This is a genomic window from Beggiatoa leptomitoformis, from assembly GCF_001305575.3.
GTDB lineage: Bacteria > Pseudomonadota > Gammaproteobacteria > Beggiatoales > Beggiatoaceae > Beggiatoa > Beggiatoa leptomitoformis.
Genome location: NZ_CP012373.2, coordinates 671,290 through 686,084, shown reverse-complemented (window position 1 = coordinate 686,084; position 14,795 = coordinate 671,290). Strand labels below are relative to the sequence as shown.

Genomic DNA, 14,795 nt, shown 5'->3' with positions numbered 1-14,795 from the left:
CTTTTGTTTTAAAGTGGTTCTAACTTTAATTCAACTTCCTTTAATAACGCTAAAGGTGATTCTTGCCGTTGCCAGAATGTCTCAATAATGCCATTGTTATCAGGATATCCTTTAAGCCAAATATCACCGTGTTGGTCGACTAATTTAACGCCGTATGTTCTTTTCAAACAGTCAGATTTTAGTTCTAACACAATTGACCAACTTGTTCCCGCTATATCGTGTGGAATTAAAGACAAGGTATGTGTGTTCGTTTCTATGTCTTCTCTTTTAACAAGTGCTGTTGTTGCCGCTTTTGTAACAATTAACGCGGGTTGTACTTGATACTGCTCCCATTCCATATAGGCTTTTAAACGCTGTAACTGTTGCAGTTGTATCAAACGATAACGGGTTGCTGGTGAAGTAAATAATACTTTCTGTTCTTCCTTAGTAAACTGTTTTTTACCTGTAATAACAGCAATTAACTGTTCATCCGTAAAACGTGATGTATCCGTTATGTCGGTTTGAGTTGCTAAGAAAGTTTGTAAAAGTTTTTTTAGCTGTTCTGCATTCGGTTTCATTTTAAATATCCGTCATTCGTAGATGTTATAAAGAGCTAAAACAATCAATTAGTTTTGCTTGAGCACGTTTAAAACGTAAACGGCGTGTCTCACGACTAATGTTATACTCTGCGCATAACTCTTGTTCTGTCTTGTTTTCAATCTCTTTCTTCAATTCAATTTCTACTGCAATACGTTCATCATCTGTTAAAGGTTCGGGACATTGAGTGCATTCCAAACAAGTTTGAAAGCTATCCCAGTCGACAAAACTGTTGTATATGTCTGGTGCATATTGCTGTAATAAAAATGCTTCACTGGCAATATCCTCATTAATATCAATATGTGGTTGCATAGCCCAAATGGTTTCTTCTAACAACTGTTCGCTATACCGTTCACCTAATTCTTTAAATAACTCACTGGCGAGCTTTGCAGGGTCTTTCTTTAAGCGTTGAAAATTGTCGCGTTCTCTTTCAAGTCGTTTGACGGCTTTTTCTACAAGCTCACGCCGTTCATTCTGCGTTTGTCCTTCGTTTCTCACATCATAAGCATATTGCGAAAAACATTGACCTAAAATAGCAAGGCACTGATTTTTAACAAACTCATCTTGCCATTGCCATTTAATGCGTAAAGTGGGTAAAGCGTGATACAAGCGACGGCTAAAACTTTTTGTTAAAAACTCTTGGGTAAAAAAGCTGATAGGGTTTTCTTTTTGTGTCAGTTGCGGAAAAATGCACTCTGTTAACCATTTTTGTAGCGTTTCGCTAACTACTGACTGTTCACAATCTGCTTGCAGGCATATTAAACGCTCAATCAGCTCCTCCCCATGTATCGTGATGCACAGCTTTCTTAGTTGAGATGATTCAAAAGGATTCATAGTTTTTCCTTTGCTGGTCAGTGGTATAGTTGTAACTTTCCCCTTTCAGTTTTAAAAGGGGAAAGTCATCCTTCAGGGTAAGTAAACTATTTATTTACCTGATTGTAAAAAGTTTTCAAGCTCAATGCTTACACTTCCAACTGCCCCAATCGTGCTGTGTTGTCCTGCATCCTCGACCAGTTCTTTAGTCGTTCTGATTAAGTTGTAACTGTCAGCAGGTTCTTGAAAGCCATCTAAAGCGATGTTAGTAACTTTCTCAGCTTCGCCAATCAGCTTGCTTAATTCATTGCCCGCAGTTGCCGCTTGAACAATGGCGATTTGTGGCGCGATTTGGTTGATAGCCATTTCAACTTGATGAATTTGCAAACGGGTTGAAATAAGACGTTCTGTTAATTGTTTGTGAGTTGTATCTGCTTTAGCGAGCACAGACTCCTTGCCCATTTTTTCTTGCATCAACACTTCTAGTTGTGTTTTGAAAGAATTGACATCGGGATAAGTGCGACCATAGAACTTGATACCGCTCACAACTTCAGAAGGACCGACGATGGTTGCTTGTTGATAAATGGTTTTGCCTTCATTTAACAATGCAGCGGTTTTTGCGAGTTCTTCACGTGTTTGTTGAATGTATTCCGCGAGGGGTTGCACTGCGGCACGCATTTCTTTAACAACGGTTTGCAATTGTACTTTCTGTTGTTCTAATTTCTCTTGTGAGAAACGTAAATAGCCAACAGGGTCGCTACGTTTAGCTTCATCTGACCACTCGGTAGCAGTATTTTTAACGTAAGTACGTAGTTCTGCGGTCACAGCGGGTGCATATTCATTCGCACTGATGTAGCCAATGATAAGCAAAAACAGCAGAACGGCAGTTGTTTGTAAGAGTTTCATGATAGTATCTCCGAGCCAAAATTGAGAGAATGGATTTAAGAAGGTTTCCTACCCCTTCATTTTATTTATTGGCACCGTGTTATCTGAAATTTGCCAATGTCGTTAAAATGTTTTTTAGAGGTAAGAATCTAACCCGTTTTAAAGACCTGTTAGGTCTCTATGAACTGAGCTACCTTCTTATTTTTATATTGGCGGGGAGTTGGTGAAAATTGCCAAATTATTAGGCGAAAAAATGCTAATAATTTGTAGTTGATGTGTGTTTATTTGGCAAAAAACGAAAAATATCGCGTTCTCCCCTTGTGAGGGAACTATCTTGAAAAAATTAAAGGGTAAAAAACTAAAAGCGTAAAACGTAAGGAATCTTAGGGGAATAGACGAACAACACGAAAACCTAAATCGTTGTTCCTATCTAAAGGTGTGTAATAAAAACGGTTAGCATAATGGGTGAAAGTAGAGTTGAAATACCACGAACCACCACGCAGTGATTTGTTTTCATTTTTATTTTTTGAGCAAGCTAACTCTAACTTATTTTTATCTTCATACTCGCCATAATCCGAGCATGTCCATTCCCATACATTCCCCAACATATCATATAGTCCATATTCATTCGGGCGTTTTTGCCCTACTCCATGGGTTTGTTTACCCGAATTATCTTCATACCACGCATAGTATGTAAGTTGACTTTCATCATTCCCAAAATGCCACTTACCCGAACCCTCTCCTCTCGCTACATATTCCCATTCCGCCTCCGTTGGTAATCTATAAACCTTCTTCGTTTTTTGACTTAACCACTTGGTATAAGCCACCGCATCATTCCAGCTTACACATACCACAGGGTGATTTTCTTCTTGCTTAAATCCCACTTGTTTCCAATTGTATTCTCCTTCCTGTTCCAAATAACTCTTCATCCAACTGTAACAATCATTTTCTGTCTTATATCCTTTCTCTGCTATAAATGCTCTAAATTCTCCTACCGTTACTTCATATTTCCCCATATAAAACGGCTTGTCTATCTTTACTTCATGCATGGGATATTCATCAGCCTTCCCTTCATTAGAACCCATCATAAAGCTCCCTGCGGGTATCAGCACTAATTCCATCCCTAGACTGTTTGTGATTGTTTTTGGTAATCGCTCAGGTATCACAGGTGCAGGAGTGGCAGGTATAGGAACAGGAAAACACTCCCCTAAACAAAATGAACCATTTAATATTCCCTCAACACTCGGCACTTGCCGTTTCTCACTGGGTAATGTTGAATTTGAACTTAAAACACCACTAATAGTCTCGCCAATTATTTTATAAATATCCTGATTACTATTTCTTTTTAATGAAGATAATAAAAATTCGGTAAATCGACTATTCCGCTCTTTCTCATTTTCGAAAGAAGAATAACTATGTAACGTCGCATAAACCACCAATAACCCTAAATTAGGTGTCATCGGACGAAACTCTTCCCCGCCTGAATAACCTTTATTGCCTGATAACTCCAATCTGTCTCGACAAGTATCCAAAATTATTAGGCGATTTTTTAAAGGGGTATTTTCTAACCGTTCTTTCAATAAATGTGCGTTAACTGCATTGTATTTAATAAAAGCAGGATTACTCGCTTGATATTTATTCCCTATTGGTAATAAATAATTAGCACTTTCTGAAGGACGATTAACATCTTTTAGATAAATACCATGCCCCGAGTAATAAAACCATGCCTCTGCATCAGGATTTTTCTGCAAGACAGCGATAAATTTATCAATTGCACCATCCATCTGTTGCTTATTCGCATCAATTAAAGGGCGATTTTGTCCTTTATCATCAACCAATATAAAACCAAACTGCTGTAACAACGCCGCCATATCTGTAGCATCATTTCGTGGATTATTTAATGTCCCTAAATCATTAATGCCTAACTGCTTAGGCGGATAAGCACTGTTACCGATAATTAACGCAAATCGTAATCCCGCAGATGCTAACGACGCATACAATAAAAGCCCACAAATACTGAATAAACGCCATAAATCACGTGATTTCATTGCTACCTCTCTGCCATTAACTCATTAAGCCGACAAGAATTTGTCTTTCAAAGATGACCTTTCTCGAACCATCTCATCTTTTAACTCATCAATCCGTTGATGCCGTTCGCAATATTCAATTAACGCCATAATTAAAGTCGATTTTGATTCATAGCGTCTGTCTAAATCAATCTGTAGAGAAAAACGAATCTTCTGTATTTCCTCCTCGCTAAAAAATTGATAAAGCTGGTCATATAGCATTTTCCGTAAACTACTAGGATTTTTAGCGGGTTGGGATTGAGTTGTTGGGGTTATGGTGGCATTGTGATAATGCACAGTCGTGTTATCACCTGTAGTGATAAGACCAACATGTGAATTTTGCACATTAACCGAGTGATTATTGCTTGGGGTTTGTCTGTCTGCTATCTGGTTTTTTAATTCTTCTATCTGATGTTTTAGGCTAAATTTACGAGCGGGGTCGGTTTCTAAAACATAAGCATGTTCTAACGCGGTTAATTTTTTCTGCATAAGGATTAATACACTATCATTACTCATATTTTTTCCTTTTATGAAAATGTTTAAAATCAGTATTCATCTTAGTTAAACGCAGATGAATCAGAAAAATTAATTTTTCGCTTGCGTGTCATAAAAAAGACAATACTATTAAGCGTCGAGAATAAGAAAATAAGAGACAGTTTCCCGTCTATTTTACCCACCAAAGGCGATAAAATAACAATGCTTACAAAACTTAGCAATTGCAAAGTGTATGACTCCATACAACAAAAAATGAACAAGCAACCCGTTTTGAGATAAGCGAAAGTAGGATTCATAGCGCATTAAAACGTCTTGGGATTAAAAAAACACTGTAACATCCCAAAGCACGGCAAACCTTCCAAGACAAAATAACACTTTATAAACAAGCTAATAAACTAATTATTTTTATTATTATGATGGATAACGCCACTTTCCATAAACGTAGCGATATTCAGCAGGCTATTTTAGCGGCTGAATATCTCTTAAAGTTACCGCCTTATTCTCCTGATTTAAATCCTACATAATCAACGAGTTTTCGTATAATGAGCTTAAAACCACCTACTTGTTTAGATGATTACGATACTGAGGCGATTACCGTTGATGAAGCCTTAATCCGCATTCAACAGACATTACAACCCATTCAGGGAATTGAACAAATACCCATTCGTAATGCACTAGGTCGAGTTTTAGCCGATGCCATTTACTCGCCTATCAATGTTCCCGCTTACCCCAATTCGGCAATGGATGGTTATGCTGTGCGTGGCACAGATTTGCCTGTTGTTGGTGTTTCTCGTTTACAGGTTATTGGTCATGCTTTTGCGGGACACCCGTTTACACAAGCGGTACAGGCTGGACAATGTGTTCGTATTTTCACGGGTGGCGTGTTGCCTGAAGGCACTGATACGGTGATTATGCAGGAGCATGTCAATGTAGATAATGATTATATTCAACTTTATACGGGCGAAAATCGTGCAGGACAGTTTGTCTGTCATGTCGGCGAAGATGTAAAAATCGGACAGCGTATATTCAATAAAGGGCGATTATTAACAGCGGCAGACATTGGTTTACTTGCCTCGCTGGGCGTGCCTGAGGTGCAGGTTATTCGCCGTTTACGAGTTTGTTTTTTTTCTACAGGTGATGAGTTATGCGCATTAGGCGAGCCATTACAAACAGGGCAAATTTATGATAGTAACCGCTACACCTTATATAGTTTATTAACGAAGTTAGGGTTAAATATTATTGATTTAGGAATTATCCGCGACACGCCTGAAGCTATTGAACAAGCCTTTTTACACGCGGTGCAACAAAGCGACGTTATTATTACATCGGGCGGGGTATCCGTTGGCGAGGCTGATTTTATTGTTGAAACCTTACAACGGATTGGAAAAATTAATTTCTGGAAGGTTGCCATGAAACCGGGTCGCCCCTTAACTTTTGGCAAAATTCAGCAGGCGGTATTTTTTGGATTACCGGGTAATCCTGTCTCCGTGATGGTGGGATTTTATGAGTTTATTCAACCTGCGTTATGGCAATTGATGGGAACATCTCCCCCATTGCGTTTGCGTCTCACCGTTCCTTGTATCACGCACTTAAAAAAATTAGCAGGGCGCGCAGAATTTCAACGGGGAATTTTAGAATATGACGCACAAGGGCGGTTGCAAGTGCGTTCTACAGGCAAACAAAACTCAAATATTCTCAGTTCCATGAGTCAGGCGAATTGTTTGATTGTTCTTCCTATGGAATGTACAGAAGTACCTGTGGGTAGTAACGTGGTTGTTGAGCTGCTCGGCTAACATAAACGATTAAAACAATCACTAAGCCGTTTGTAAAAATCGGTTAAGAGAAACGTTGTGTTATCCGCATTCTTCTTGCAAAGAATCTATTATGTTTAAAAAATATTATTTCTTGTTTGTAACTTCTGGGAATGCTAAGAATTTTGATTCAGACACGTTTTAAAAAGGGATAACGCCGCCTGAAGGGGTGCTTCCGTACTATGATTGTCTAAATCAGAATTTATAACCTTGAATGGATAAAAATAACGGCGTTGATAACACCGAAAATGCTGATTCAGACAATCTTGCATAATGATGATTATAAGCGATTAACATCAACTGGTTATCGGTGCAATATCCTCAACATGCACAGAAAAATTACCCGTTTTTCGCTCTTGGAAATAACGCAGTAAAGTCTGACGCACAATTGGAAATGCTAAAACATCCCAAGGAATTTCTGTTTCATCAAACAAACGCACCTCTAAACTCTCCACCCCTGCGGAAAAACTGGGTTCGGCTAAATGCGCCCGAAACATAATATAAACCTGACTAATGTGGGACAAACTAAAGACTGCATACAACGTTGGTGGTGTCACCTTCGCATGTGCTTCTTCCCATGTTTCTCGAATAGCGGCTTGTTCAACGGCTTCTTTATTCTCCATAAAACCTGCGGGTAACGTCCATAATCCATAACGGGGTTCTATTGCGCGTTTGCACAATAAAATTTTATTTTCGTGTTCAACGACGCAACCTGTCACGATTTTTGGATTCTGATAATGGATAGTTTTACACTGATTACACACAAAACGCGGAAAGTTATCACCGTCAGGAATTTTCCATTCAACCGTTGCACCACATTGACTGCAATATTTCATTCTCTCACCTACAAAAAAGTGGTCATGCTTAAAAATATATCCCTATCACATCTTATCTACATGAGGATTCAGCCAGCGTAATGTATGTTAGGTAACTGTTTTTACACCGTAACACACTCATTTAAAGTTCTGGCTGAAAATTCCCCGCAAACACTTACAAAACCAAACGCCGCATATTAGGGTCAATAGTAGCCTCTTCCCAAATGAGATTAAATAAGGGAAGCAAACGATGAATCGTGTTAGCATCATTAAAATTAACAATACTTTTATGACTATCTGCATGAGGACGATGAATAATTCCCACCTCGTCCGCAATTAAAAAATTTTCTGTTAATGTTAAATACTTACCCTCTGGCTTGCGGAACTGTACATAACTTGCTAATTGCTTACCCAATGCAAATACACGGTGTTCTGTTTGAAGAATCTTTGCTGTATCCTGAATTAAAATACGAATTCGGGTATGACGACTTTTTAAAGCTAACCGTTCAAAGGCATCAAAACAGGCATCTGTATCATAAATGGCGGGGTCAAAATAACGGGTGAAAATATCCAACTGCCGCTCTGTTTGCTGAATCATCGCAACCGTCGCCTGTGCATTCTCCTCCTCATTAACACAAACAAAACTTTCACTTGTTTCACCCAGCACACACGTGGTCAACTGTTTCATATCCATTATGCAAGCACCCCCAATAGTCAGCATCGTTTCTTTTAAATATAACAGATTGAATTAAAAAACAAGGCAATCTATTATTGTCTCAATAATTTAGACATACAAACCCCAAAACCATTGCGCAACATCACCTGTTTTACGCACCTAAATAACACAATTCATTAATTTTACGAGAACTAAACCGCACTTATGCTCCACATTTACACCAGCAACCAACTTGAATGCCTTCGGGACGAATTAGTTCATCTACTACAAACGCCGCTAGAAAATCCCCTAGAAAAAGAAACAATTATAGTACAAAGTAAAGGAATGGAACGCTGGTTATCAATGCAACTAGCCGAACAGACAGGCGTATGGGCTAATGCAGATTTCCCCTTTCCTGACAAAATGTTATGGCGTATTTTTCGCCGTGCGATTCGTGAATTGCCTGATGTCTCCAAATTTGAACGTGGGGTTATGACATGGACATTATTAACTATTTTGCCCGATTTACTCACTAAACCAGAATTCAGCGAATTAAACCACTATTTACAAGGGGAAATCCATAGTTTAAAAGCCTATCAACTCGCCAATCGAATTGCAGATACGTTTGACCAATACGTTGTTTTTCGTCCGCTCATGATTGCCGACTGGGAAAATGGCAAATTATCGCCACATTGGACAAAAAACGACCCCACAGAACCGTGGCAAGCCATACTATGGCGGGCTTTAATCGCTAAACATGGTAAACAACACCGTGCTGCTGTACGCGCCAGTTTTTTTCAACAGCTTAATTCACAACTCAGTACCCGCTTGCCTAAACGCCTTGCTATTTTTGGAATTGCTGCCCTTCCGCCTTTTTTTCTGGATGTATTAGTCCAACTCGGGGCGTTTTTAGAGGTGCATATTTTTTTATTAAACCCTTGTCGAGAATATTGGGGGCATATTGTTTCTGATACAGAAATTGCCAGAAAAACCGTGTTATTTCGTGGAAAAGTAGTTGCACCCGAAAGTCTATATTTAGAAAAAGGCAATAGTTTACTGGCTTCTTGGGGACGACTTGGACGAGAGTTTATTGATTCTTTAAATGATTATTACTATGAAAATTATGATAAATTTATTGACCCTGTAGAAAATAACCCATGCCCAACATTATTAGCTTATTTACAATCAGATATTTTAAATTTAGTTGATAGGGGCGAAATTCAACAAATCACACACCAAAAAATTACCCTAGAAAAATTAGATAGTTCACTACAAATTCACGCTTGCCATAGTTTAATGCGAGAAGTAGAAATTTTACATGACCGACTGTTAGCCCTATTTGAAGCAGATAATACGTTACAGGCACGTGATATTCTCGTCATGATGCCCGATATTGAAGCCTATACGCCCTATATTCAAGCTGTTTTTGCCACCGCGCCTACAGAGCGGTATATCCCTTATAGTTTGGCAGATAGACAGCTACGCGGCGAAAGTGCTTTAGTTGACAGCTTTTTAGCAATTCTTGAATTACAGCATAGCCGTTTTAGCAGTAGCGATGTACTACGGTTATTAGAAACGCCTACGATACAAGCACGTTTTAGCCTAGAAGAAAATGATGTAGAACGCATACGCAACTGGATTGAAAAAACAGGGATTCGTTGGGGAATTGATGGCTATAACCGTGCTTCTTTAGAACTACCTGATTTAGCAGAAAATACATGGCGCGCAGGGTTAGACCGTTTATTATTAGGCTATGCGCTACCCAAATTGCCGATGGCAACACTTGATGCACAAGAATGCCTATTTGCAGGTATCTTACCGTATGATGAAGTTGAAGGCAGTGACGCTTTAATTTTAGGAAAACTACTTGATTTTAGTGAAAAATTATTTACGGCTATTGACGGTTTAAAACAAGCTCGGCTAGCAGACGATTGGGTAGTTTTTTTAAATAATGTCTTAGATACTTTTCTGCAAACAAATGATGATAATGAAGCTGAAGCACAAGCTATCCGTAATAGTTTAGAAAAACTGCGCGATAGCACACAATTAGCAGAGTTTAATCAAGTAATTAGCTTTGAAGTTGTTTTTGCATTTTTACATAATTTACTGAATGTTGAGCCACAAGCCACGCATTTTTTAACAGGGCAAGTCACTTTTTGCGCCATGCTACCGATGCGTAGTATTCCTTTTAAAGTTGTGTGTTTATTAGGAATGAATGATAAAGATTTTCCACGCTTGGACAAACCATTAAGTTTTGATTTACTGGTAAAAAATCCTCAACGAGGCGACCGTTCTCGACGTGGTAATGACCGTTATTTATTTTTAGAAGCCTTGCTATCAGCAAGAAGCTGTTTTTACGTCAGTTATATTGGAAAAAGTGCCTACGATAATACAGAAATGCCGCCGTCGGTCTTAGTCAGTGAATTATTGGATTATTTAGATAAAGCCTTTATTCCACCCGTCATAGAACCTGTTTTATCACAACAATTAGTTATTCATCATCCCTTACAAGGATTTAGTCCGCGCTATTTTTCTACGGAAAATCCTTTTTTATTCAGCTATGCACAAGCCTATTGCGACGCAAGCCATGTATTGCAACAAGCACATCAAGAACCAATGGCATTTATTAAGCAATGGTTGCCATCTCCGCCTGATGAATTATTGGATATTAGCCTGCGTGATTTTGTTGAGTTTTTTATCCATCCAACGAAGTTTTTATTACGAAAACGCTTAGGTATCTATTTAGAAACAGGGATTGGTGGATTAGCCGAAGTTGAACCGTTTCAGCTAACAGGTTTAGAGGGATATAGCTTTAATCAATCGTTGATAGAGCGCACCTTAGCAGGGCAAGCCTTAGAGGATTATTTTCCTATCGCAAAAGCGGGTGGACAGTTGCCACATGGTGAAATAGGCGATTGTGTTTATCAGCAATTAACTGATGAAATTAACAATTTTGCGCATAAAGTGAAAGGCTTTACGGAGAAAAATCAACGAATAGCACCTGTTTTTATCGATTTAAAAGTAGGACGATTACGGATTACAGGCAATATTGACCATTTATGGAGTCAACATTTAATTCATTATCGTTATGCAACGTTGAAGGCAAAAGACCATTTGCGCATTTGGATTGCACATCTTTGTTTAAATACGCTAGCAGATAAGAAAACACCAAAAAGTAGCCATTTATTGGGTAAAACAGATATTTATCATTATGCACCATTGAGTAATGCCTTTATTTTACTAGAAGAATTGGCAGAGCTGTATTATCAAGGTTTACAAAACCCCTTACATTTCTTTCCTGAAAGCGCGTTTTCTTTTGTAGAAAAAGGAAGAAAAGTAGAGCCTTTTAACGAAAGTGAGGGGTTTAAAGCGGCTCATGGGAAATGGAAAGGCAGTGATTATTCTAAAGATAATCAACCACAAGGGGAAAAAGAAGACGACTATTATCAATTGTGTTTTCGGGGTAAACAACACAATCCATTAGACAGCGCATTTGCTGATGTTGCTAAACGAATTTATCTCCCTTTAATGCAAATAATGACAAAAGCTTAAGATGATTTAGTACAGCTATTTTATTGTTTTATCTATTATTAATGAGGATTTTTGACGATGGTTTTACAAACAACAACCCTTGAATGGCTCGCACAAAATGCGTATGACGCAAATGATTGGACGACAGTGGACGAACATGGCAATAATGCTTTAGCAAAAGCAATTATGCGTGATGAATCTGCCGTTGCTTATGATTTATTAGCGTTAAATGCCATTGATTTAAACCATAAAAATAATGATGGGAATAATGCCTTATGGTTTGCCTGTTTTCGCAACAATATTTCCATGATAGATGCCTTAGTCAAAGCGGGCGTTGAGATTAATAACCAAAATGCAACAGGGGTGAGCTGTTTGATGTATGCCTCATCCGCCAGCAAAACAGACGTTGTTAAATCTTTGTTGGCACACGGTGCGGATTATCGCTTAAAAAACCAAGATGATTCTACTGCGTTAGATTTTGTAGGCAATGTGGAAATTTTACGGTTGTTAAAACCCTTATTTGCTGTAAATAAGGGATAAAATGCCTGTAAAATACGGATACTACCGCATCAAGCGATATTATCCGTTTAAAGTCTGTCTGAATCAGAATGTTCAGGCTTAACAAATAAGTCTGCTGGTTTGATAACGCATGTTGATTCAGACAATCTTTTGGCGCGCTATCTATCGGCACGCTTCATGATTGTTTTTATCACCCACTAAAATAACTATTTTTCACCAAAGAGATGAGGCTTATGGCTGTTAATCCCCGTTATTTACGCGAATCGGCTACTTTTTCTCAAACCATTTTGGCGGATATTCATCGTGCCGCTGAACAAGGCACTTATAGCATTCGAGGATTAGGGGCAAAACGTCCATTACCCTCTTTTGATGACTTGGTTTTTTTGGGGGCCTCTATGTCCCGTTATCCGTTAGAGGCCTATAGAGAACGTTGTGATACTCACATCACATTAGGTACACGTCATGCGACAAAACCGATTCAGTTAGCCATTCCTATCACCCTTGCAAGCATGAGCTTTGGCGCGTTAGGCGCAAATGCAAAACAAGCCATAGGATTAGCCGCTAGCGCAATGGGAACAAGTACAACAACGGGCGAAGGTGGGATGATTGCAGAAGAACGCGCCGCCTCAACAACGCTGATTTATCAAATTTCGCCCTCGCGTTATGGGATTAATCCTGATGATTTACGGCGTGCTGATGCGATTGAAATCGTTGTCGACCAAGGTTCTAAACCCGGTGGGGGTGGCATTTTATTAGGACAGAAAAATACAGAGCGTGTCGCAACCATGCGGGATTTACCCGTTGGTATTGATCAGCATAGTGCATGTCGACATCCTGATTGGACAGGGTCTGATGATTTAGAAATTAAGATTTTAGAATTGCGCGAAATCACCGATTGGGAAAAGCCAATTTATATCAAAATTGGTGCAACACGGGTGAAATATGATGTTGCTTTAGCGGTTAAAGCGGGTGCAGATGTGATTGTGTTAGACGGAATGCAGGCAGGGACGGGGGCAACACAACAGGTTTTTTTAGAAAACGTTGGTATTCCAACACTACCCGCTGTACGCCAAGCCGTTGAAACATTGCAAGCGTTGGATATGCACCGTAAAGTACAATTAATTATTTCTGGCGGTATTCGTAACGGTGCTGATGTCGCTAAAGCGATTGCCTTAGGTGCAGATGCGGTGTCGATTGGAACAAGTGCGTTAATCGCCCTAGGTTGCAATAAACCTGTATATTTAGAAGATTATCAGGCAATGGGAACAGAAGCAGGCTATTGTCATCATTGCCATACAGGACATTGTCCTGTTGGAATTACAACCCATCGTCCTGAATTAGAAGCCCGCTTAGACCCGCAACGTGGCGCAAAACACTTGCAAAACTATCTCACAACCATGGTGCTAGACATGCAAACCCTCGCACGCGCTTGTGGAAAGACGCATGTATTAAATTTAGAACCTGAAGATATGGTCGCGTTGACACTAGAAGCCGCTGCAATGGCTAAAGTTCCTCTTGCAGGTACAGATTGGATTCCGGGAGTAAGCCCGTTTTAATACGTTTTGCTAAATCAAAATATTATTTATTAACTAATGGATTAGGATTAGAAAGCGGTAGAAACAGAAAACACCACTTTGTTAATTCTGACAGCTCTCTTTTAATCTATCCCAATTAAAAATAATTGTTTGTCCTCATTCCCCAATTTGGCTATTACCCTCATTCTTAGGCAAGTTTTATGCAGTTAGTCAAACCTAAAACAAAATGTGTAAAATAAGAGAATTTTGACTAAATGACCTTGACCCAATATGGGCTTGCCATCGCGTAAAGGTAAACCACAAACATCATGATAAATTATGATATGTTAATGAATAATTGGCTTATTATTGTAGGCATCATTGTTTTTTTGGCAGGACTAATAGGTCTTTTCTTATACCTTCGCCATAAAAATAAATCAGGGTATCATGCAGAAAAAAACATTTTTGCATCCGCCGAATCGGCTTTATTTGATGATTCTGATATAAACACACCGCATTCAACAACCACGCATAATGAAGCTACTGGATTATTTCAGGATGGCTTTGAAACAGAACAGCAGGCAGAAGCCGATTCCGCCACACCAACACAACCATCAGAATTAATTATTGTATTGTTTGTGATTGCGCAACATGAAATCGGTTTTTCAGGCACTGATATTTTTGAAGTGTTGCAGGATTTAGGGCTGGTACACGGTAAAAAACGGATTTTTCATCACTATGGCTTAGGCGAGTCAAAAACACAGCATCCTATTTTTAGCATTGCCAATATTATGGAACCCGGTGTTTTTAATCCAGAAGAAGCTGATACTTTTCATAGTCAAGGACTTGCGCTATTTATGCAATTGCCCGGCCCTTTTGGCGGACGTGTCGCGTTTGAACTGATGATGAATACAGCACAACGAATTGCCGATACCTTAAGTGGTATTGTTGAAAATGACCGACATCAACCTGTAGATGCGTCGGTTATTAATGAATTGCGCCAGAAAATTAATCAGTTTGAACAACGTTAAATACCCATTTGAAAATAGTTGCCATATTGAGTCAACCGCCTTGTTGCAAAGTTATTATTTCCTTTCATGAATCCTGAGTGATAT

Annotated in this window: 13 protein-coding genes; 6 read left to right on the top strand and 7 right to left on the bottom strand. The window is 39.0% G+C overall.

Annotation, left to right across the window (positions count from 1 at the left end):
• Positions 1 to 8: 8 nt before the first annotated feature.
• The 5 genes from AL038_RS02990 to AL038_RS02970 all read right to left on the bottom strand — a co-directional run bounded on the left by AL038_RS02990 (position 9) and on the right by AL038_RS02970 (position 4,856).
• Positions 9 to 557, bottom strand: a complete 549-nt coding sequence (locus AL038_RS02990; RefSeq protein WP_062148815.1) for a hypothetical protein — start codon at positions 555 to 557, stop codon at positions 9 to 11.
• A gap of 25 nt (positions 558 to 582) precedes the next feature.
• Positions 583 to 1,410 (bottom strand): RNA polymerase sigma factor sigma-70 region 4 domain-containing protein, encoded by an 828-nt coding sequence (locus AL038_RS02985; protein WP_062148813.1) that lies wholly within the window; start codon positions 1,408 to 1,410, stop codon positions 583 to 585.
• Positions 1,411 to 1,500: 90 nt separating this feature from the next.
• Positions 1,501 to 2,295, bottom strand: a complete 795-nt coding sequence (locus tag AL038_RS02980) for a hypothetical protein (protein ID WP_062148811.1) — start codon at positions 2,293 to 2,295, stop codon at positions 1,501 to 1,503.
• A gap of 362 nt (positions 2,296 to 2,657) precedes the next feature.
• Entirely contained in the window at positions 2,658 to 4,322 is a 1,665-nt protein-coding gene (locus AL038_RS02975) for an SUMF1/EgtB/PvdO family nonheme iron enzyme (protein WP_062148809.1), read from the bottom strand.
• 24 nt (positions 4,323 to 4,346) lie between these two features.
• Positions 4,347 to 4,856, bottom strand: coding sequence for a hypothetical protein (locus AL038_RS02970; protein ID WP_062148807.1), 510 nt, complete (start codon positions 4,854 to 4,856; stop codon positions 4,347 to 4,349).
• A 347-nt stretch (positions 4,857 to 5,203) separates the two neighbouring features.
• Here AL038_RS02970 and AL038_RS18415 point away from each other — a divergent pair, with 347 nt between their 5' ends.
• Together AL038_RS18415 and moeA are read left to right on the top strand one after the other, a co-directional pair.
• Positions 5,204 to 5,359 carry a transposase gene (locus AL038_RS18415; protein ID WP_083991406.1) on the top strand — a complete coding sequence of 52 codons (156 nt, stop codon included), beginning with the start codon at positions 5,204 to 5,206 and terminating at the stop codon, positions 5,357 to 5,359.
• Positions 5,360 to 5,377: 18 nt separating this feature from the next.
• Positions 5,378 to 6,628 carry a molybdopterin molybdotransferase MoeA gene (gene moeA / locus AL038_RS02960; RefSeq protein WP_062148805.1) on the top strand — a complete coding sequence of 417 codons (1,251 nt, stop codon included), beginning with the start codon at positions 5,378 to 5,380 and terminating at the stop codon, positions 6,626 to 6,628.
• Positions 6,629 to 6,942: 314 nt separating this feature from the next.
• On the opposite strand, the gene AL038_RS02955 is transcribed toward moeA, so the two are convergent.
• Positions 6,943 to 7,482: an NUDIX hydrolase gene (locus AL038_RS02955; RefSeq protein ID WP_062148804.1), complete on the bottom strand. Its 540-nt coding sequence runs from the start codon at positions 7,480 to 7,482 to the stop codon at positions 6,943 to 6,945.
• A 154-nt stretch (positions 7,483 to 7,636) separates the two neighbouring features.
• Positions 7,637 to 8,155 carry a DUF7931 domain-containing protein gene (locus AL038_RS02950; protein WP_062148801.1) on the bottom strand — a complete coding sequence of 173 codons (519 nt, stop codon included), beginning with the start codon at positions 8,153 to 8,155 and terminating at the stop codon, positions 7,637 to 7,639.
• 186 nt (positions 8,156 to 8,341) lie between these two features.
• Between AL038_RS02950 and recC the strand changes: the two genes are divergently transcribed.
• From recC to zipA, 4 genes are all read left to right on the top strand, one after another.
• Positions 8,342 to 11,668, top strand: a complete 3,327-nt coding sequence (recC, locus tag AL038_RS02945; RefSeq protein ID WP_062148797.1) for an exodeoxyribonuclease V subunit gamma — start codon at positions 8,342 to 8,344, stop codon at positions 11,666 to 11,668.
• Between the two features lie 57 nt (positions 11,669 to 11,725).
• A complete protein-coding gene (locus tag AL038_RS02940) occupies positions 11,726 to 12,187 on the top strand; it encodes an ankyrin repeat domain-containing protein (RefSeq protein ID WP_062148794.1) in 462 nt (153 codons plus the stop codon).
• Between the two features lie 212 nt (positions 12,188 to 12,399).
• Complete coding sequence (locus AL038_RS02935) at positions 12,400 to 13,722, top strand: FMN-binding glutamate synthase family protein (protein ID WP_062148791.1); 1,323 nt, start codon at positions 12,400 to 12,402, stop codon at positions 13,720 to 13,722.
• 287 nt (positions 13,723 to 14,009) lie between these two features.
• Positions 14,010 to 14,711, top strand: coding sequence for a cell division protein ZipA (zipA, locus tag AL038_RS02930; RefSeq protein ID WP_062148787.1), 702 nt, complete (start codon positions 14,010 to 14,012; stop codon positions 14,709 to 14,711).
• Positions 14,712 to 14,795 lie beyond the last annotated feature (84 nt).